Raw genomic sequence first — 20,893 nt, forward strand, 5'->3', positions numbered from 1 at the left:
TGATATCTGCATCAATAAAGCTAAAACTATGACATTCTCCAAATTATTACCTTTGATAGCTGCCACACTTGTTTGTGGTAGCTGTTTTGTTGTAGAAGCACGTCAACCCCAAACAGCAGTTAAAAAACCAGAAACCACCGCGCAACCAGTCCAACCAAAATGGAAATTATTCCGTGCGCCTGATGGACGTTTTACAGTATTAATGCCGGGAATACCCAACAAAGAAACCCAAACCCAAAAAACCCAGATGGGGGAAATTGACTTAGAAATCTTCTTTGCTCAACCACCAAAGCAGCAAGTTGCTTATGTGGTTGTTTATAATGAGTTTCCCCACAGTTACGGCACATTGACCAATCCGCAGACCATATTAGACCAAGCACAAGTTATGGTGCTAAAAACTACAAAAAGTAATTTGATTCGTCAGCGTAATATTCGCAGTTCTAATGGTCATCCCGGCAAAGAAATTGAGTTTATTAATCCCGGCGGTAAAATTACTCGCAGTCGGATGTATGTTGCCCAAGGTAGGTTGTATCAAGTGATGGCAATTACTACGAAAAAGCAACAACAAACCCTCAACAAAACTATTACTGGGTATTTGAATTCTTTCCAAGTTGTTTTGAAATAGCGAGACAAGTAGTCAGTATTCAGGAGTCAGAATTCAGAATCAATACGGCTAGATAGAAATTTTCTGAGTCTAGCAGTATTGATTTTCAAGCTCTGACTCATTCTGACTTCTGGATTCTAGATTCTCAAACTTGACACTACCACGCTAGAGCGATCGCATCTGAAAGTGGATCACCATGAAGGCGATCATTAATTATAGTCGAAGTCAGATCAGCAAAAGTAGGCTCCTGCGATACTATTTTTATAATGTAAATCACATCACATAAACTTATGGAGCCAGACTCTTTACCAACTGAGGTGATACTGACGCACCCGCGTCAGTCCCTCGGTAAGTTGCAACTTGACTGGACACCCCAACCAGGAAACTATCTTGATTTTCAAGGTAAAACCTACGCTGTTCTAGAACGTCGCCATAGATATCAATTTAAATCGGGGTGTTATCGACTGCATAATATAGCACTCTACGTCCAATCTGCTCAAAGACCAGCAGAAAAAAGTTTACTAAATGGACGTTGGGTGGTTGGTGATGCTACTTGTGTTTATAACGCTCATTCTGAAATTGTTCGCTGTGCAGTCAACCCCCAAGGCCCTTGCCAAGACTGTCGCTACTATGAAACTGTGAATTATGAATAATTTCAGACTTCACACTTCAGACTTCAGAATTTCCCCCACTGTTAACCGCGTACCATTAACAAAATCCCATCCCGACTGGGGACGTTTACCCGCTAACTGAACTTCCCGTAATAATAATAAACCTGCTCCAGTTTGGGCGATCGCACCTATTCCCTTGGCAATGCTGACTATTTCTCCAGGAATACCAGATATATCAGACAAATCAGGTAATTTTTGGCGTATTGTTGCTAATTCTGGTGGTATTTCTTCAGCGTCAGCAAAACCAAGGGGAAGGGTAGCTGTAATTTTCAGAGTCTGGTTACGAAAAATTGTCCAACAATTAGGGTAGAAACCCCGAATTTGATTGTGTAATTGTATCGCACTCTTTGACCAATCTAACTGGTAATCTTGCTTTTGAATCAAAGGTGCGTAAGTAGCTTCTGCGTTATTTTGCGGAATTGGTTGAATCTCTTGATGCTTCAGTTTTAACAGAGTTTCTATTAACAAATCTCCACCCATTGTTGCTAATCTGACAGCTAAATTGTCAGCATTATCTAACAATTCAATTGGTGTGGTTGCTTTTAGCAGCATATCCCCTGTATCCATCCCAGCATCCATTAACATGGTCGTAATTCCTGTTTCTGGTTCACCATTACAGAGACACCACTGAATTGGAGCCGCACCGCGATACTTCGGTAAAATTGACCCATGTACATTAATACAGCCTAATTTGGGCATATTCAAGATTTTTTTGGATAAAATCTGCCCATAAGCTACCACTACAAACGCATCTGCTTCTGTTTGTTGCAGTTTCGCTAAAGTTTCACTATCTTTTTTGACTCGCTCTGGTTGCCAAACTGGCAAATTATGCTGGAGAGCCAGAGTTTTTACAGGTGAAGGCGTAAGTTTGTTTCCCCGTTCTCGACGTTTATCTGGTTGAGTAACCACTGCCAAAATTTCAAATTCTGGATGATTCAGTAATTTTTCGAGAGTAGGAATAGCGAATTCAGGAGTACCAAAAAATACAACTTTCATTAATCAATAATCAATAGTTAAACATCAATAGGTAATATTTACTTAGTTATTTATTATTATCCTCCTTGCTCACTATTTTCTACACACAAGTTGGCGAAATTGAGTTTTATTGATAGACTAAAAGTAATTTACCCCAATATGTTGATAAATTGATACCAGCTTGACACTTTATCAGTCGGCTGATTCCGCTAGAGACCATATACAAGCTTTGCGAGGTTTGCCAAAACAAAGCTGTTGATCAGTTTTTTTGCCAAAATGCAGTTATTAAGTTTAGCTGCCTTTTTGCAATTGTTACAGTTAGATATTAATTTACTTCCAGGGGTGGATACTAACTCGATTTTTCGAGTATTATATGTTGTGCGTCAGCTTTACCAGCTTTTAAAAGAAACGCCTCACTCAGTTTCATCGTTACAGGGGTCTGCACTGTTGTAGCAGGGATAAATAGGGGAGCCTCCTGCGGCTTGGCAGTTGCTAAAGTCTATCCCAACAGTTCAGCTTTTCGCTCTACCTAGAGGCTACAAATGCCTTGTAGCCAACATAATGCGCCTAATGCAGTTAAATCAAGCACCAGTTTTATGGTGTGGTTAATTGCTGGTTAAAGGCGTGAAAATTTGGTTTATGCAGTAATTATGTTGTTCATCTGCATTAACTTTGTTATGGCAGAAATTTCGCTAATCAATAGTATTTATTAAGCAAAAAGGTGCAGGCAATGATAATAAATTTTTGTGACAAGGTGCAAGTTTAAAAAAAATATTTCTCACAATTAGTAGTTAAAACTGTGAGTTTATTGTTATACCTGTAGTCATAACTTTTCTTCATACTACATAAGCATCGATTGCTCCTCACACAGCACCCGCACTTCTAGAGAGTCAACAAATGCTCAAACCCCTCTTGCTGTCAGGATGGTTCCGTGTGCAACCATTTCTTAATTCTGTTGTTCTAGTGATGCTGATTGCGCCTTTATTTGCAGCATCAGGTCACTCTACCTCTGCTAAACAATCCAAAGTAGTAGCTAAAATTACTCCTGAAGTGGAAGAATCGGAAGCTGTACCTCAAGAAACAGCTAATGAACCTGATTTAGCAGCAATGTTTCAAGATGCTCCGAATAACTCCACCAACGGAGAATCGATTTCAGTATCACAGAATCTAGTTGGAGTGGGGAAACAGCCAGTTTTACCAGCACAAAAAATCGAATCTTTAGTAGTAGCAGATTATGCAATCGGCAATGGCTCTCAGACAAGTGGTGCTGATCCTTTCGCAGCAGTAGAACTGGCTCCTGTTCCCAATATTTCTAGCCATAATCTCAAGTTAGCAGCAAAAGGCCAGGCGGCTGAAATTGAAGCGTTAATGCAAGAAAATAATTTAGCATCCGCTAAAAATTATCTTGTTGGTTCATCGAAATTAAATCGCATTCCAGGGGTTGAAGCAATTCCCGAAGCACCAGAACAGGAATCTACAGATGATGTACCCGCAATGGAAGTACCTAGTGAGGAACAAGCAGAACAGGTAGATCCTATTGGTAGTCCCCATCCTATTCCTTGGAAATGGATTGTGGCGACTCAAGAGGCAATTGGCTCGAAGGGTAATTCTGGGGTGCGTTATTATCGGAGTCTACCTGTAGTTTCTCCCGATGGTAAGTATGCTGTTTACAGCCGGGTGCAGATGGAAATTCAACCGGAAATGTATAACAGCCGCGTGAGTAGCACTATGTTTGTTGAAGACAGAGAAACCAAGAAATTGCGGGTGATGGCTTCAACTTCCAAGATCAAAGATCCGTTATTACATAATAAAGTTGCACCTCCAGAGCAGATGCCAGAAAATGGCAATATTGGGGTATTGGTTCCGGTTAGTTGGTCAGAAAAAAGCGATCGCTTTTTAGCCCGCAAATTTGAGGGTGTATTCAATACTGGCGACGCTACAGATCATGCAGTGATTTGGGATCGACAAAAAAATCATACCAACACCGTTGCACCCGCACGTCAAGACGATGACCATGAAAAAATTGCTGTATTGCTAGGTTGGAGTAAAAACCAACCAGATCATGTGCTGTTCCGCGAAGGCGAAATGGGTGAAGAAGACTGGCCTTTAGTACAAGTTGCTACCGATGGCAAAACAGTCAATACCAACGACACTGATCAGCCTGTAACTTTTGGTGAACACAAAGAAGTATGGTCAGGGCCACAAGTGGCTACTCGCTAATAGCAAAGTGCTGAGTGCTGAGTAGGAACTCAGTTTTCAGTCATCAATAAATAGTCTTAAACCTATACTTCGACTGCTATTTTTATTAAAAATAATCTTTGTTCCCGTTATTACTAGAGCTAATAGCGGGAAATTTTTTGATAAGCGATCGCTTGATTTATTGATACAGTTATTAATGTAATTATTATGCTGAATTTAAATTTTCACATTTTGAACCCCTGCATTCTTTTCCCGCTATTCAGCAAACGCAATTGTTGGGAAAGTTGCAAAGATTTCACCCACGGTTGTTCTGAAAGTTGGGAAATGGCATTTGCAGATAATGTCGCTGTGAAGGTATCTTTGTCTGGAGTTACATCGCTCACGCCGACACTTTGTAAAACTGCGATCGCTGCATCTGTAATTTGTTCTGTATGAATAAATACAGTTAAACTCGGTGTGGTTGAGTCTTGAACATCATTAAGTGCCATTGCCAATGCCGCACCTAGCTTCTGATAGTTCATAAGTGTTTCCTGAGTAAAAGGGTAGGCAGTTGCAAACTGTCCTAAGATTAACCTATCAAATTTTTAGTTTTTGATTACCTACCCTTATACAGACGTAATACACAAATCTATACGTCTTCTTACAGATTCTCGGTATTAATTAACCCGTAACCCCATTTATTATCAAAGGTTCCGGCTGATTTGCCAGGAATTGAGCTATTTTGGCGGAATAACTCTTTGATGGTGTTGGGGTCTAAATTGCGATCGCGCTGTAATAATAACGCTACTAACCCGGTAACAAAAGGTGTGGCCATACTAGTACCAGCCATCGCCAAAAATTTAGAATTAACTGTCATCGAACGGTCAGAATTCGCATTAGAAGAAAGTGCAGCCACAATCATCGCTCCAGGCGCAGCAACATCCGGTTTTTGAGCATCATTGCGTAATGGCCCTTCACTACTGAAATCAGAAATACTGTTGAGTTCTAAACCCACTTCGCGTACTTGGTTATCAATATCGGTATACTTCACTTTGGTAGTGTAAGCCGCAACTGTCACGGCAGTGCTGGCAGCTCCTGGTGAACCAATTTTTACAGCATCTTTGACACTAGTACCTGTAAAGAATACGGAAGAAGTATCATCTAGTGTCCATACATCTAGGCGAGTATCCTGAGAAGATGTATTGCGGACTCGTAACTGCCAAATACCTCCCATGACTGGCGAGGGGCCGTTACCCCGAATCTGCACAAAGAAATTATGGTCGCCGTTGGCTTGATCTGGGCCGGGCGTGACAATTTGTACCCGTGCGTCAGGCAGTTGATGATCTACTGCGGGATTGCCTTGAGCAATAATTTTTTGGAAGGGAGTAACAAACCCGTTAGGACTGCGTAGGGAAACTTCTAATTCGCTGTCTTTGTCATACCAAGCATTTAACCAAACAATGCCTACTTGATTGAAGGGTACATTAAAGCGCATTCCTTTGATTCGACCACTGGGGATGATGGCTTGACCATGAATATTGTCGTTACCTTCGTTCCCAGCTGCACAGCAAACAATTCTGCCAGGGCCAGTTTCTGCGTCAATGACTTTCGAGAGGGAGTCAGTACCATCATGGGCATCAGCATGTCCACCCAAGCTGAGATTTACGACTGCGGGTCTGCCTAATTCAGCCGCTACCCGAAATACGTAACGAACAGCATCAGCAATGTGGGCATCTTGGAGGTCAGATTTGATAATAATTAATTCTGCGTCTGGTGCGACACCACCATAAGTAACATCAGCACCAGACGCGATACCTGCGACGTGTGTACCATGACCGTCAGTATCTTGAGAAACAGATAGTAGAGCATCGGTGAGTTCCGCACCATAAGCGCCTTCTTTCACGCCTGGCCCTGGTATGGTTTGATCCCATAACCGTAAAATTCGCCCAGCAAAGGCAGGATGTTTGGCATCAATACCACTGTCAATTACACCAATAATTACGCCTTTGCCAGTTAGCCCAGTTTTATTTTTAAATTCTGGTAACTTTACGGCTTGGGGTGCAACATCCATCCTTAGCTTGAGTTTGCGTGATGGTTTAATTCGCTGGATGGCAGGTTCTTCAGATAAAGCATCTAAACTATCAATGGGCAGGAAAGCAGTACGCACATGGCCGGAATTTTGATTAACTTCTATGCCATATTGTGCCAAATGGCTTAAATCTGCATCATCATCACAGTAGATAAAAACTAGACTCTTGGTCGGTTTGACAATACTTTTGGGTGCCATAATACCAAGCGATCGCTTGTGTGTCATCAAAGCTGGCAAACCCTCGTGTTGATAATCTTCAACTGCCAACAGCAACCCAGGAGAAAGTTTTTCGTGTCTCATTTTGGCTTCAACCTCTATTCAATTCAGTAATAAAATTCACCATATACTAGTGAATAAATAGCTTGAGAATGTGTGAATAACTCATAAATCTTAAGGCTAAAAAATTTTTTTCTCGCTGATTTTTATGAATTATTTGTTTCCTTGTTTGAGTTGTTGTAACTGCTGAAATACTCTGATGTCAAGAAAAATCCTAGGGATGATTATCTGGTTTCATCAGTGAACAGCATCTAAATTAGACGTTTTTCCACAATTCTTTTCATTCATACATCACCTAATATCGTGATTACGGAAAAATTTATAATTTTAATCTTTTTATTGAATTTTATTTTGTTGCGGTTGATTGCTAGAGTCTAGGTTGAATTACGAAAAATCGTAAAATTTATCAAGAAATATCAAGATTTTTAAAGCTAATAAGTTGGGATAAATTAGTAATTGAAGTCAAAATTTACTCCCATCAACCACGTCTGTAGATAGTCATTTTTTGGTCATATTTGTTGGTAAGACTAAAAACAAACCCAGCAAAGATAAAAGCCTTGAAGATTCATCAAGATTTTGGGGAGGCAAAATGGCTTCAGGTAAATGGCAACATACTATTGGTATATTTAGCGATCGCCAAATTGTACTACAAGCGATCGACGAGTTAAGAAATACTGGCTTTTCGATGAATAAAATTTCTGTCATTACTCGCAAGCCTGAACTGGAGGATCATAATACACCGCAAAATTATCTGACTCAATCTGAAGGTGCAACTATAGGTGCATTAGCAAGTGCCAGAACAGCAGGTTTATTGACCTTGGTTGCAGGTTTTGGGATTTTACTCATTCCTGGGTTTGGCCCAGCCTTAGCTGTTGAGTCTGCTTTCGCCACACTTTTAGGTAGTGGTGCTAGTGCAGCCGCAGGTGGAATTATTGGTGCGCTGCGGGGTTGGTTTTTGCCGGAAGAAGCAGCGCAACTTTATCATGAACAAGTATATCAAGGCAATTATTTGGTCACAATTGAAAGCACAGAAGCAGAGATTCGTCGTGCTGAAGCAATTCTGCAACGTTGGGGTATTCAGGAGTGGCGTGTGGTTGATGTGCCAGAGAATTGAAAAAGTTTAAGTAGGGCGAACCAAGTATGAAAGAGTAACTAGTACAATAAGGCAAAAGTAAAAAGGCAAAAGGAAAAAGAAGGAATAACGATACAACATACCTTGTAGCAATTCCAGATAGTCTGTTTATTTACGCCGACCTGTACTAGTATGTTCATTCAGCACTCAGCACTCTCAAACCAGTTGGGATGTTTGCAGATCAAAAATACCTAACAAGCTCTTCTTCTCTTTCTTGCTAATCTGTAAAGTAGAGAGTTTTTGAGTATCAGGAGTAGCCATGTACGTGCTAGTGGGTGGAGCAGGATTAGTAGGGCTTTCTTTGGCTCAAAAATTAGTAGAACTAGGGCATACTGTTGCTGTCATTGATATTGAGCCGAATGCTTGCCGTTATGCCCGTGAACAAGTAGGTGCAATGGCGTTTGAAGGCAGTGCTGTCAGTACAGAAGTGTTGTTAGAAGCAGGAATTCGCAAAGCCGATGCTTTAGTAGCAGTCCTGAGAAGTGATGCTTTGAATTTGGCGATGGTGACTTTGGCTAAACATTATGGTGTACCGCATATTTTGAGTCGGCTACGTCATGGTGATTTTGCGGAACCGCTACGTTTGGCAGGTGCAAACCATGTTATCAGCACCGTTGAACTATCAGTGTCCACAATGGTAAATGCCATTGAATATCCCCAAGTAGAATCAATGATGCACTTTGAGCAGGGACAGATTGAAGTGTTAAAACTAGCGATTCCTAATAATTGTTATGTAGTGAATCGCAGTCTTGCCGAAATTGCTCAAGATTCTCGCTTTCCTAGTGGCTCTCTCATCATTGGCTATCAACCTCACCCCCACGAAGATTTGATGATTCCAAATGGTAGTACAGTCCTCGAAGCAGGCTCGACTGTGTTGATTGTGACTAAGCCAGGTTCTTTACATCAAGTCATTGATTTTATCGAAGGTTGTCAGTAATTTTCATGAAATTTTATTTACAGATTATTTTAGCGATCGCAATTATTTTCCTATCTGCTTGTCAAGCATCAGAAAATTCCCTAAATTCACAACCTAAACCAACGCCAACTAATCAGACATACAAAATAGTGAATTTAGATCCGAATTTTAAAATAGCAATGGGTCAGACTATTTATGTTCCCATCTATTCCGAAATTTATCATCATAATCGCCAAGAAATCTTTAATTTGGCAGCTACACTCAGTATTCGGAATACAGATTTGGCTAATCCTATAATTATTACTTCTGTGCGCTATTATGATTCCACTGGTAAATTAATTGAGCCATATTTAGAAAAGCCAATTCAACTAGATGCCTTGGCTTCCACCGAATTTTTTGTAAATCGCAATGATAGCCGGGGCGGTGTCGGGGCAAATTTTATTGTTGAATGGGTATCATCAACAAAAATATCTGAGCCAATAGTTGAAGCAGTGATGATTGGTACAGACTTTCAGCAAGGAATTTCTTTTATTAGTCCGGGAAAAGTTATCAAAAATCAAAAGTGATGAGTGATGAGTAAATCAATTTTTGATTTTAAATTTTGGATTATATTAGGACAATCTTTCAATCTAAAATCAGCAATCTAAAATCTAAAATTCTTCTGCCTCCTGCCTTCTACCCTATTTAATCATCATCAAGTTGCAGCAATTGTTCATCAATAGATTGTATCCGCACCTGCACAATTTCTTCTGAAAGAATGCGCTTGCGTAGTGCTTCATTCAGAACGCCCTTTTCGGCTAATAATAAACGACGACGAATAGCATCTAATTTGCTTAAATCATGATTTTTAGCATCTGAATTATCAACACGGCGATTGTACAAATCTCTCAAAGATTTTTCCGCACCAGCCACCCTGACTTGATAAGCCGATCGCATTTCCTCGTAAACTGATTTGGGTAATACCCCAGACTTGAGCAAACTATCTAATTCATCCTGGGCAGCTTTCCCTGTCATCAGTTGGGCTTGTAATTCTTCAACTTGCTGCTGAGTTGCGGAGAATTTCGATAATTTTAAGCGTTTGACTAGCCAAGGCAAGCTTAAACCTTGTCCGACTAAGGACACCAGCACACTACCAAAAACTAAAGCTATTAAAACATCTCTACCCGGCAAACCAATAGGTAAACTCAAAGCCAAAGCCATTGAAAGCGAACCTTTGATGTTGCCTAAAAATAGTAAATGTTGCCAACGCAGAGGAATCGGGCGATCGAACCAACGAACGATCGCCAGTAGTGGATAAACTGTTAATATTCGCCCTGCTTGATAAGCTAAAACTGCCAGTAAAACAGCAGGTAAAGTTTTCCAGAAGGTGACTAAGTTGATTTCTAAACCAATCAACAGAAAAATAAACGTATTCACCGTAAAACTGGCATATTCCCAAAAACTCAACAAAGTGATACGACTGGAAGCCGAAGTGTTGCGCGAAAGTCCTAGATTCCCGAAAATTAAGCCCGCGACAACCACCGCCACAGCACCAGACACGCCGAGAAATTGCCCCACCTGAAAAGTGCCTAATGCAATTGCAACCGTCAGTAACAGACTACTCAGAGGATCATCTAAACGAGCGAATACAGGTATGCTCAAATAGCCTAATACTAAACCAACAACGCAACCACCCAAAGAAATAAATAGCAGTTGTTGGATTCCTTCTAATAATGTGATTGAACCTGTGGAATATACTTGCGAAATCAGGTTAAATGAGACTAACGCCGCCGCATCGTTGAATAAAGTTTCGCCTTCAACAATTGTAGACAGTCGAGAAGGTACGGGTATTTCCTTAAACACCGCAATCATTGAAACGGTGTCTGTGTTTGCCAGAATCACACCGACAAGTAAAGCTGGTATCCAAGCTAATCCCAGCCCTAGTTTGAGTACTAATGCAATAATTCCACTAGAAATGACAGCCCCAGGTAAAGCTAACAGGGCAATTGGTTTAAATGTGCTGCGTAAACGACTAACATCTGTATTGATCCCAGCTTCAAAAATCAGAATTGGCAAAAACAAATTCAAAACCAAGGCAGGGTCTAAACCAATGCGGTAGGATAATAATTCGGTTATGGGCAACCCCGCCAACACCAAACCCGTGACATAAGGAACGCGCAATCGACGGGATACTAAAGCTACACCAGTGGCAACTAGTAAGAGAATAATGGAAATTTTAACTAATTCAGTAACATTCACTGTGAATACGAAAAATTTATTTAAATGTCATAGAGAAAAGTTGCAAAAAGATAATACCACTGTCAACTAACTTTAGATATTAAATTGAATCCTCTTATCTCCAGCAATCTAAAAAAATTTCAAATCTAAAATTAACAATTAAAATCTTTGGTATTTTTCCATCATAGGTGAGAGTCATAAATGGAGAAATATTTGTCACAATCTCTCCTGAAAGTAGAAATAATTACCTATGCAAATTCAAACACCAGACTGGGTTAAGCACGCTGTATTCTACCAAATCTTTCCAGACCGCTTTGCCCGAAGTAAACAGCCGCGTAAACGATTGTTACACGAAGCCCGTTGGGAAGACTGGGAAGCAATGCCAACATTACAAGGTTATAAGGGCGGTGATTTGTGGGGCATTCTAGAAGGGTTGGACTACATCCAAGGTTTAGGAATTAACGCGATTTATTTCACGCCGATTTTTCAATCTGCGAGTAATCACCGTTACCATACCCATGATTATTATCAAGTTGATCCCTTGTTGGGAGGAAATGAAGCCTTTAAAGAATTGCTAGAGGCTGCCCATCAACGGAATATAAAAGTGGTTTTGGATGGGGTGTTTAATCATTCCAGTCGTGGGTTTTTCTTTTTCCATGATGTTTTAGAAAATGGACCTTATTCGCCTTGGGTGAACTGGTTTAAAATTCACGGCTGGCCGCTTTCTGCTTATAATGGTGATTTTCCGGCTAATTATGAGGGTTGGGCAGATAATCGGGCTTTGCCAGTGTTTAACCATGACAATCCAGAGGTTCGGGAATATATTATGGAGATTGCCGAATATTGGATTAAATTTGGCATTGATGGCTGGCGGTTGGATGTACCGTTTGAAATTAAAACTCCTGGTTTTTGGCAAGAATTTCGAGAGCGAGTCAAAGCTATTAACCCCGAAGCTTATATTGTGGGGGAAGTGTGGGGAGATTCCAGTCAGTGGTTAGATGGAACGCAATTTGACGGCGTGATGAATTATTTATTTGCTGGGCCGACAATTGCTTTTACCGCAGGCGATCGCGTAGTCTTAGAACAAGTCCAAAGCCGCGATTATCAACCTTATCCACCTTTATTTGCGGCGGAATACGCCACTAAAATCCAAGAACTATTGCAACTATACCCTTGGGAAATTCAGCTAACGCAACTCAACTTACTAGCTAGTCACGATACTGCACGTTTAATGACTATTGCTGGTGGCGATAAAGCCAGTATAGAGTTATCAACTTTACTGTTACTCACCTTTCCTGGTGCGCCCAGTATATATTATGGTGATGAAGTGGGTTTACCGGGTGCGATCGATCCCGACTCTCGACGCGGCTTTCCTTTAGAAGCGAATTGGGATCAAGAAATTCTGCAAACTCACCGCCAATTAATAGAAATTCGCCATACTTACCCAGCTTTGCGTACAGGCGACTATCAAGTTCTCTACGCCCAAGGAACACTATACGTTTTTGCCCGCACATTAGACACAGAAGAATTAATCATTGCTGTGAATACTGGTACAGCATCAGTCAAAGCCAACATAGATATTGCTAGTTTGCAAACTCAACCCAGCAAGCTGCTATTTGGCTATGCAGAATTTGAGTGGAATAACACAGGAGAAACAAAACAACTTTGTCTCACAGTTTCTCCCCGCCAAGGTTGCATTTTGGCTTAAATATAACGTGAATTTGACAGACCTCTCCCTCCCAACTTCTCCTACGAGGCTACGGTGTACACTGTAGCCTCGTAGGAGAGGGGTGAGGTCAAAATTCTCTCCTCTGCTCCCCTGCGGTCTACACTGCAAATTAGGTGCTGAATAGCTTATATGTTTACCTAGTCCGTAACAACTGCACAAAAGTATTACTCACCGTATTGTCTTTAGTATCCGCCGCGTATTGAATCAACTTCTCCCGCAGTTCTTTCGCTGCATCTAACGGTAACAAGGTGGCTAACAAAAAGTACACACCACGAAAACGGGGATCGCCCATTCTATCTACTAATAATGCTTCTGCTTCATCGCTGTTGCCCAGGAAGTTCTGTACTAAGAAAAAGTCCATGATTTTATCGTGGCGGAAATACCATTCTTGCTTGGCTTCCCCTTTTTCATCTTGCCATTGACGGCTGACGACCATTTTATATTTCTCGTCTTCTAAAGATTTCACAACTTGGAAAAATTCATCGGCGGGTAAGGCTTGTTTATCTTGCATCCGCATTTCGTAGACGGCGGCGGCGAATTTCTTCAAAGGAAATTCTTGATTCCATTCTTTCTCGTATTCTGCTGCCATCAAATTATATTGCTGTTCTTGCAGGCGGAATAAGTTGGGATGTTTGCCTTGGGATAACATCAACGCCACTACTGTTAAATCCATTGGGTTGGAGAGAATGCGGCGGGCGGCGTTTAATTCTTCTTGGGGTTGCTGGGTGGTGAGGACTTCTTGTAGGTAATTAATGCAAGCTATTTCGTAATCTTGACCTTGGACTGTGGCATCTTTGGGGAGTCGCGGCTGACGGGAAAGAAGAAACTCTTGAATTTGGGTTTGTTCCAGGGGTTGCAAGTAATAGGTTTTGGCGGTGGAGGGTGGTGTCCATTCTAGGGGCTGGGTAGTCATAATAATGTTGCCCCGGAAATAGCTTTCGACAAACTGGCAGATTTTCGCGCGTGTTTCGGCGGTAACTTCGTTGAGTCCGTCGATGCAGATGTCAATTGCACCACTGTAAATCAGGTTTTTCAGGAAGTCCGCATCTTGGGCTTGCCCGTGCAGCTTGTCTTGAATGGCTTCAATTACGCCTTTATGACATTTTTGGGCGGGGAGATAAACAACAATGCGCTGGGAATTTGTCAGCAGATGGCGGAGAAACATCGACTTGCCTAAGCCGGAATCACCTTGTAAGATAACCTGCCCCTTGATGCTGGGGAGGGCAGAGGTAACAGGGAATATGTCGCCGGACGGGACTTTGACTTGAGATTGAGGGAAGTATGATTGCTCTTGAAAGTTATCTAACCCAGCATCGGCGAGGAGGGAAGGCTTGAAGGGTTCAAATAACTTGCGGCGGAAAAAGGGAACCCAGGTGAGAAGAAAGCCGACGTAACCCACACCTAAGATGCGGCGTACCCAAGGGTTCCAGAAGAAAATGGCTTGGATTTGGGGGAATTTGGGGTAGGCGAAGATGAGGGCAAGCCAGAAGGCGGCATGAGTGAGGATGGTGTTTCTGCTGCGGACAAACCACCGCCACACCTCCAGTTGATCTATTGCTGACTGTACCGCATTAGCATGGGTGGAGTTGACTTGTTTAAGGTTGTTGTAATGGCTTTGCAGTAAACTAATATCTTGTAATTTCCAAGTCACGCCTTTATTCGCGGCAACTTCGGAAATTTGTTTGGCTAAGTCGTTGCGTAAACTTTCTAGTCCTTGACCTTTATTCCAAACTTCCAGAAATAAGTTGAGAATTTTAACACCTTCATCGTGCGTGCTTATTTCAGGAATGACTTGAGGAGAGCCAAGCCATTGCAGCAAAGTTTTTACTTTATCATCGCCACCACTCAGGAAATAGGTTAAAAAACGCAAATTGAAATATTCTGAAGAACCAAGTTCATAACAATTATTTAAAATTACGAGAACCTGATTTAACTCCAATTTTCTAATCTTTCCTAATGCAACTGCTACACTGCCACGAACCGATGGGTCTACCTTTTCATTCTTGATGAAGTTAAGGATGTCAGGAATGTAATTAGCTGCTGGTTGACCCAGGTTTGCTAATGCCTCTGCCGCATCGCTACGAATATATGAAAGTATCCTTTCATTCTTAAGAAAATTGAGGATGTCAGGAATGTAGTTAGTTGCTTCCTGCCCTAAATGGCCTAATGCTTCTACTGCACTGCTACGTAAATTAAAGGGAAGCTTTTCATTTTTGAGAATGTCAGCGATTTCAGGAACGTAATTATCAACAGACTGTCCCAGGTTCCCCAATGCTTCTACCGCACCTTCACGAACATCTGAAGGAAGCTGTTCATCTTTAAGGATTTTAACAATGTCAGGGATGTAGTTGCCTGCCGCTTGCCCTAGGTTCCCCAATGCTGCTGCTACTCTGCCACGAACATATTTGTCTATCTTTTCATCTTCGAGGATGTTAGCCAAGTCGGGGATATAGTTAGTTGAATCCTGCTTCAAATTACCTAACGCTGATGCTACTCCGCCACGAACATACGGATCTTCTTTTTCATCTTTGAGGATGTTGAAAATGTCAGGGATGTATTTAGCTCCTGCCTGCCCTAGATTACCTAACGCTATTGCTGCCCAGCGACGAATATATAGGGATACTTTTTCCTCTTTGAGGAAATTGAGGATGTCAGGAATGTAGTTAACTGCTGTTTTTTCAAACTTGGTTAATGCAACTGCTACACGGCCACGAACAAAAGGGTCTTCTTTTTCATCTTTAAGAATATTAAGGAGGTCAGGGATGTAGTTAATTCCTGCCTGACCCAGATTGACTAATGCCTCTGCCGTACTACTGCGAACAGATGAATCTTCCTTTTCATTTTTGATGATTTTGGCAATATCAGGGATATAGTTCATTGCTACCTGCCCCAAGTTACTTAATGCCTCTGCTGCACTACTACGAACAGAAGGGTCTTCTTTTTCATTTTTGATGATTTTGGCAATGTCAGGGATGTAGGTAATTGCCACCTTTCCTAACTTGCTTAATGCTTTTGCAGCACTGCCACGAACATCTGAATTAACTTTTTCATCCTTGAGAATATTAGAGGCTTTTTGAGCAATTTCCGCCTGTTTCTTAAGTATTGTTTTTAAATCTTGTTCCTCATATTCTGCTAATTTATCAAAAGCCAGTTTCTTAACTTGCTCATGTCCATCATCAAGGGCGGCGACTATCCCGTTAATCTGCCATGCTTCTGGCTTGGGTTTGAGGGTTTCTTTAGCGTTTACCCAAGGCAGGGTGAGGAAGAGAGTTAACAGTAAGGTGAAGCAGAATAGGAAAAACAGGGAAAGCTTCTGAGCGTGGCGGGGTGTAGTGAGCATAATTTGGGGCAAGGCAGCAGATTACACGCGGCTATCGGTATAATATCAGTCTTGCCAAGAGTTCTAAAGCATTTCTAAATCATTTGTGAACAACTAGATCCCCGACTTCTTGAAGAAGTCGGGGATCTAAGCCTTCATCAGTATTAAACACTCGTCCACGAGTATCAAAGACTCTCGCGCCAGTATTAAACACTCGTCCACAAGTATCAAATTCTCTCGTGCCAGTATCAAAGACTCTCGCGCCAGTATTAAACACTCGTCCACGAGTATCAAAGACTCTCGCGCCAGTCTCAAAGACTCGCTCACGAGTATTAAACACTCTCGCGCCAGTCTCAAAGACTCTCGCATGAGTATCAAAGACTCGCTCACGAGTATCAAACACTCTCACGCCAGTCTCAAAGACTCGCTCACGAGTATTAAACACTCTCGCGCCAGTCTCAAAGACTCATCCGCGAAAAAAGTAGAAAAAAGTAGGTTGGGTGAAGCGACAGCGAAACCCAACAATGTCTTGCAAATGTTGGGTTTCGTTCCTCCACCCAACCTACACTTTCTTTAAGAAGTCGGGGATCTAATCTTGTATGATGAACTACAACTTATGAATTAGATGCAGCTTTGGCTGGTTTAGTTTTCATTGCTTTAAACCGTTCGCCTAATTGTTCAGCAACAGTTTTTAACCCTGGTGTTTTCTTAGCCGCAGTTTTGACGTAATCATAAACAGTCAAACTACTACCCATTGCTTCGCTACCCACTGCCATTAAAGTATCATCTACTTGTTCTGTGAGTTGTCGCAGTCCAATTAACAGTTCGGTGAGGGTGACGGCTAGTTGATAATCTCGCACAAATTCATCAACATCAAAGCTGGCTGGTAAGATGTCGCGGTTCGACTGGGCAGCAGTCAGGCTATTGTTGACAAAGGCGAGGCTTTTATCGCCCATTTTAAATAACTTGCGTCGTTCTTCAACGCTGAGGGTGACGAGAAACGGCAACTTTGCTTGAATGGTTGCAAAGGCGGCTTTAATTTCTTGGATATCTTCTGGGGAAAGGGAGGCGGTGATATTTTGGTAGGCCATTTTATCTTTACCGTAGGGAATTTTTGTTATGATTCCCACTGGTAAATGCGATCAATCAAAAAACATAGCAATACTCCATAACAAAATAGCTGAAGTATGAAACGAAGAAACTTTGATAGCAAGCTAAGAAGGGTACAGCAATGCTGTACCCTTCTTAGTTTAAAAGTTGTATTTCAAAAGTTTTTGTATTACGGCAACATTAATGCTTTTGTAAAAGTGCTGACAATGAATTTTCCTTGCGAATATCCATTAAGTCTGCGAGTGATTCTTTACCTTTACCGAGGCGGTATTGCTGTGCTGATGGTAGAACTTCAACCAAGGTTTTGCTTTTGACTTTGAGTGGTTGCAAAGGTGCAAATACTGGTAACTTCCGGGATGTTTGCGAAATTGGTTTTAAAGCCTGGGGACGGCTAGAGGTAGATTTAGGAAGTTTCTGAGCTTGGCTTGGGTTAAACAAGCGAAAAATTAGATAGCAACCACTACCACAACTGAGCGCGATCGCCATTACCATCCATAAAGGTAGAGGATTGCTATGTTCAATCGTAATTGGCTCTTCTACAATCACTGGGATGGGTTCTGATTCTGCTTGTTTTGTATGATCTACATGACTGAGGCTATAAAATGCCACAGCCGCCGTACCCACAAACATTGTAAAAACTCCACATAACAACACCAGTGGATGCTGTGTGAGTAAAGCCATCAGCATGTTTGAGCGACCTTTGGAACCCAATTTAGTCTTAGGTAATTCTAGATTGGGTTCTATCAGTTGGGTTGGCTCATGGTTGAAATTTTGACGATTTTCCATGATCACTTTGAGATGTATACCCGTTCAGACCCATGATTATACTTAAGGTGTAAGTTATCAAGTATCCATAGCCAGATTTTGGCATAAACTAGCTCTTGACTTCAGTATTAGTCACTAAATCTCATCTTTTCTTTAAAAAATGACAAATCACTAATGACGAACTGATTCACTCACTCAGCACTTGCAGGCGAATGTCTTTCTAAAGCTAGTTGGATTAATCTATCTACCAATTCGGGAAAAGCTACGCCGCTATGAGACCAAAGTTGAGGATACATACTAGTAGCAGTAAAACCTGGTAAGGTATTAATTTCGTTGATTAAGATTTCCCCAGTCGCTTCTACATAGAAAAAATCTACTCTGGCTAACCCTGCTGCATCAACCGCCGCAAAAGCTTGTAATGCCATATCTTGAATTTGACGGCTGATATTATCGGGAAGTGATGCAGGAATGACTAAATCGGCTCGACCTTCGGTGTATTTAGTTTCGTAGTCGTAAAAATCGCTATCAAAGGTAATTTCGCCAATAACCGAGGCTTGGGGTTGGTCGTTACCTAATACAGCACATTCTACTTCTCTGGCGACGACTCCGGCTTCTACAATGATGCGGCGGTCATAACTAGCAGCTTGATCAAGTGCCGTTTCTAATTCTGAGCGCGATCGCACTTTGGCAATACCTACCGATGAACCCAAGTTAGCAGGTTTGACAAAACAAGGATAGCCCAATGTGGCTTCTATTTCATCGCAGAGTTTGGGGAAAACGCAAGGATTTGACCAAATTTGCGCTCTGGTTAAGGCTTTATATTTAACTTGGGGTAAGCCGGCTTGCTCAAATGCCATTTTCATCGCAATTTTATCCATCCCCAGTGCTGAACCTAACACCCCAGAACCCACAAAGGGGACTTGCATCAATGTCAGCAAACCTTGAATTGTGCCGTCTTCCCCGTTGGGGCCGTGGAGAATGGGAAACCACACATCCACTTCTGCAACTTGGGAAGGAAATTGCCAACGTTCTAGGGTTTGAGTTTGAGAGTTTAGGGAATTTTCCGATTCTAGTAAAGGCTTACCAGAACCTAATACTTGTTGTGGCGCGTCCCCAGCTAACCAACGTCCATCTTTTTGAATGTAGAAAGGCAGGATTTCGTACTTATTAGCATTTTGTTCTGCATTTAAGGCTTTAGCGATCGCTCTTGCTGAACTAATCGACACTTCATGTTCGCCAGAACGTCCGCCAAATAACAATCCCACCCTGAGCTTAGTCATGTTCTGTACCTCTACACTCCTATCGCAGATAGCGTATCACACCCTGTCGAAGTTGCTATATTTTCCTTTGACTAATAAATTTTCTGTCACTATGGATGAGCTAAAATCACCCCATATTTAGGTATGTTTGTTTTACAACCCCAAACAGCCTAGTCAAAGGCCGTAGTCAGACTTTTATAAATACTGTTAAGATTTTTGGATGTTACAAAAGCGACATAACTTGGAAAAAAAACTCGGTTGGTCTTTGGATGAGCGAGATCCGCAGTTCATCAAATCGATGATGCCTTTATTGGGCTTTTTCTATCGTTACTATTTTCGGGTGCAAACAAGCGGGTGGCATCACATCTCACCACAGCAAAAAGTCCTGTTTGTCGGTTCTCATAACGGCGGACTCTCAGCCCCCGATATGTTGATGATGATGTACGACTGGTTCCAGCGTTTTGGTGTAGAACAACCAGTATATGGCTTAATGCACCCAAGAGTGTGGGAGGTTACACCACCTTTAGCGCAACTAGCTGCCAAAATGGGAGCAATTATGGCTCATCCTAAAATGGCATACTCAGCTTTGCGTTCTGGTGCAAGTGTGCTGGTTTATCCTGGTGGCGCAGAGGATGTGTTTCGACCCCATTATTTAAGAAATAAAATTTATTTTGCAGGCAGACAGGGATTTATTAAACTGGCACTGCGAGAAAATGTACCGATTGTACCAGTGATTTCTACGGGAGCGCATGACACCTTGATTGTGTTGGCAGATATATATAAAATTCTCAACCAATTTCATGAATGGGGAATGCCTTGGTTATTGAATATTGATCCGGTGGTGTTTCCTATTTACTTGGGCTGGCCTTGGGGATTAGCAATTGGCCCACTGCCGAATATTCCGTTTCCGGTATCTATTCATACACAAATTTGTCCGCCGATTATCTTTGAACGTTATGGTAGAGGAGCAGCAAGCGATCGCAGTTACGTTGATGAATGCTACGAATTAGTTGTGAGTAAAATGCAGTATCAGTTAGATCAGTTAGTCTTGCTCACTGAAAAATCTTGATTAACGTTTACCTAGTTGCAACCACGCAAAAATTTGTGCTGCTGTGAGTGTGAGATTCACACCCGCTAGTATAGGCAGAATGCGATCGCCTCGGCAAACTTCCAACTCTTTCCCTGGTGCAAAAACCAACACAGAATAATCATCGGGATCAAGCATCCAGCCAAGCTGACAACCATGCTTGAGACAGTGCAGAATATTGTCAATCACACGGGTGACTTTCTGCTCAGGCGAAAGAATTTCAATTGTCCAATCAGGCGCTTGTGTAAAATTATCCTCTGGTTCTCCTAGTTCATTCACAGGAATGCGATTCCACGCAATGACAGCAATATCTGGTACAACAGAGCGTCCCGCAAAAGTACATCGCAGTTCTGGTAGTGCAGTGTAATCATCACTATGACTATCAACTTCAATCAATAACCGTTTTTGTAAGATAGAGTGTCGCGTTTTTGGCATTGGCTTTTGCATGACAACTCCATCCACGTACTCCCACGCTGGAGAATCCTCAATTTCAGGTAATTGGAGGAATTCTGCAAGCGTCATAACTTTGGAGGGTGAAGCAGTCATTTTAGTCAGGTGTGGAGTTT

The 20,893-nt window shown here is 41.8% G+C and carries 18 protein-coding genes; 8 read left to right on the top strand and 10 right to left on the bottom strand.

Annotated features, from left to right (window positions below; translation table 11 throughout):
• The first annotated feature begins 28 nt into the window (after positions 1-28).
• Together H6G74_RS08605 and H6G74_RS08610 are read left to right on the top strand one after the other, a co-directional pair.
• The gene (locus tag H6G74_RS08605) at positions 29-625 is read left to right on the top strand and encodes a hypothetical protein (protein ID WP_190967269.1); all 597 of its coding nucleotides are present in this window, start codon (positions 29-31) and stop codon (positions 623-625) included.
• A 269-nt stretch (positions 626-894) separates the two neighbouring features.
• On the top strand, positions 895-1,257 hold the full coding sequence (locus H6G74_RS08610) for a DUF6464 family protein (RefSeq protein ID WP_190967270.1): 363 nt from the start codon (positions 895-897) through the stop codon (positions 1,255-1,257).
• Positions 1,258-1,266: 9 nt separating this feature from the next.
• Here the strand turns inward: H6G74_RS08610 and fmt are convergent, their stop codons facing one another.
• Positions 1,267-2,271, bottom strand: coding sequence for a methionyl-tRNA formyltransferase (gene fmt, locus H6G74_RS08615; protein WP_190967271.1), 1,005 nt, complete (start codon positions 2,269-2,271; stop codon positions 1,267-1,269).
• Between the two features lie 876 nt (positions 2,272-3,147).
• Here fmt and H6G74_RS08620 point away from each other — a divergent pair.
• Positions 3,148-4,470: a hypothetical protein gene (locus H6G74_RS08620; RefSeq protein ID WP_190967272.1), complete on the top strand. Its 1,323-nt coding sequence runs from the start codon at positions 3,148-3,150 to the stop codon at positions 4,468-4,470.
• Between the two features lie 203 nt (positions 4,471-4,673).
• On the opposite strand, the gene H6G74_RS08625 is transcribed toward H6G74_RS08620, so the two are convergent.
• Together H6G74_RS08625 and H6G74_RS08630 are read right to left on the bottom strand one after the other, a co-directional pair.
• The gene (locus H6G74_RS08625) at positions 4,674-4,970 is read right to left on the bottom strand and encodes a hypothetical protein (RefSeq protein ID WP_190967273.1); all 297 of its coding nucleotides are present in this window, start codon (positions 4,968-4,970) and stop codon (positions 4,674-4,676) included.
• Between the two features lie 119 nt (positions 4,971-5,089).
• Positions 5,090-6,817: a S8 family peptidase gene (locus H6G74_RS08630; RefSeq protein WP_190967274.1), complete on the bottom strand. Its 1,728-nt coding sequence runs from the start codon at positions 6,815-6,817 to the stop codon at positions 5,090-5,092.
• Positions 6,818-7,382: 565 nt separating this feature from the next.
• Here H6G74_RS08630 and H6G74_RS08635 point away from each other — a divergent pair.
• The 3 genes from H6G74_RS08635 (at position 7,383) to H6G74_RS08645 (ending at position 9,407) form a co-directional block, all read left to right on the top strand.
• Positions 7,383-7,907, top strand: coding sequence for a hypothetical protein (locus tag H6G74_RS08635; RefSeq protein WP_190967275.1), 525 nt, complete (start codon positions 7,383-7,385; stop codon positions 7,905-7,907).
• A gap of 277 nt (positions 7,908-8,184) precedes the next feature.
• Positions 8,185-8,862 carry a potassium channel family protein gene (locus H6G74_RS08640; RefSeq protein ID WP_190967276.1) on the top strand — a complete coding sequence of 226 codons (678 nt, stop codon included), beginning with the start codon at positions 8,185-8,187 and terminating at the stop codon, positions 8,860-8,862.
• Positions 8,863-8,867: 5 nt separating this feature from the next.
• On the top strand, positions 8,868-9,407 hold the full coding sequence (locus H6G74_RS08645; protein ID WP_190967277.1) for a DUF3124 domain-containing protein: 540 nt from the start codon (positions 8,868-8,870) through the stop codon (positions 9,405-9,407).
• 118 nt (positions 9,408-9,525) lie between these two features.
• On the opposite strand, the gene H6G74_RS08650 is transcribed toward H6G74_RS08645, so the two are convergent.
• On the bottom strand, positions 9,526-11,079 hold the full coding sequence (locus H6G74_RS08650) for a cation:proton antiporter (RefSeq protein ID WP_190967278.1): 1,554 nt from the start codon (positions 11,077-11,079) through the stop codon (positions 9,526-9,528).
• A gap of 229 nt (positions 11,080-11,308) precedes the next feature.
• Between H6G74_RS08650 and H6G74_RS08655 the strand changes: the two genes are divergently transcribed.
• The gene (locus H6G74_RS08655) at positions 11,309-12,766 is read left to right on the top strand and encodes a glycoside hydrolase family 13 protein (protein WP_190967279.1); all 1,458 of its coding nucleotides are present in this window, start codon (positions 11,309-11,311) and stop codon (positions 12,764-12,766) included.
• 154 nt (positions 12,767-12,920) lie between these two features.
• On the opposite strand, the gene H6G74_RS08660 is transcribed toward H6G74_RS08655, so the two are convergent.
• The 5 genes from H6G74_RS08660 to H6G74_RS08680 form a co-directional block, all read right to left on the bottom strand.
• Positions 12,921-16,127, bottom strand: coding sequence for a HEAT repeat domain-containing protein (locus H6G74_RS08660; RefSeq protein ID WP_190967280.1), 3,207 nt, complete (start codon positions 16,125-16,127; stop codon positions 12,921-12,923).
• Positions 16,128-16,206: 79 nt separating this feature from the next.
• Positions 16,207-16,551, bottom strand: coding sequence for a hypothetical protein (locus H6G74_RS08665; RefSeq protein ID WP_190967281.1), 345 nt, complete (start codon positions 16,549-16,551; stop codon positions 16,207-16,209).
• A 169-nt stretch (positions 16,552-16,720) separates the two neighbouring features.
• The gene (locus H6G74_RS08670) at positions 16,721-17,197 is read right to left on the bottom strand and encodes a hypothetical protein (RefSeq protein ID WP_190967341.1); all 477 of its coding nucleotides are present in this window, start codon (positions 17,195-17,197) and stop codon (positions 16,721-16,723) included.
• Positions 17,198-17,396: 199 nt separating this feature from the next.
• On the bottom strand, positions 17,397-18,002 hold the full coding sequence (locus H6G74_RS08675; protein ID WP_190967282.1) for a hypothetical protein: 606 nt from the start codon (positions 18,000-18,002) through the stop codon (positions 17,397-17,399).
• 170 nt (positions 18,003-18,172) lie between these two features.
• Positions 18,173-19,261 carry a D-alanine--D-alanine ligase family protein gene (locus H6G74_RS08680; RefSeq protein WP_190967283.1) on the bottom strand — a complete coding sequence of 363 codons (1,089 nt, stop codon included), beginning with the start codon at positions 19,259-19,261 and terminating at the stop codon, positions 18,173-18,175.
• Positions 19,262-19,460: 199 nt separating this feature from the next.
• On the opposite strand from H6G74_RS08680, the gene H6G74_RS08685 reads away from it, so the two are divergent.
• Positions 19,461-20,309 carry a lysophospholipid acyltransferase family protein gene (locus H6G74_RS08685; protein WP_190967284.1) on the top strand — a complete coding sequence of 283 codons (849 nt, stop codon included), beginning with the start codon at positions 19,461-19,463 and terminating at the stop codon, positions 20,307-20,309.
• On the opposite strand, the gene H6G74_RS08690 is transcribed toward H6G74_RS08685, so the two are convergent.
• Positions 20,310-20,849 carry a Uma2 family endonuclease gene (locus tag H6G74_RS08690; protein WP_313888470.1) on the bottom strand — a complete coding sequence of 180 codons (540 nt, stop codon included), beginning with the start codon at positions 20,847-20,849 and terminating at the stop codon, positions 20,310-20,312.
• Positions 20,850-20,893: the final 44 nt, after the last annotated feature.

The sequence above is a fragment of the Nostoc spongiaeforme FACHB-130 genome, from assembly GCF_014698475.1.
GTDB lineage: Bacteria > Cyanobacteriota > Cyanobacteriia > Cyanobacteriales > Nostocaceae > Nostoc_B > Nostoc_B spongiaeforme.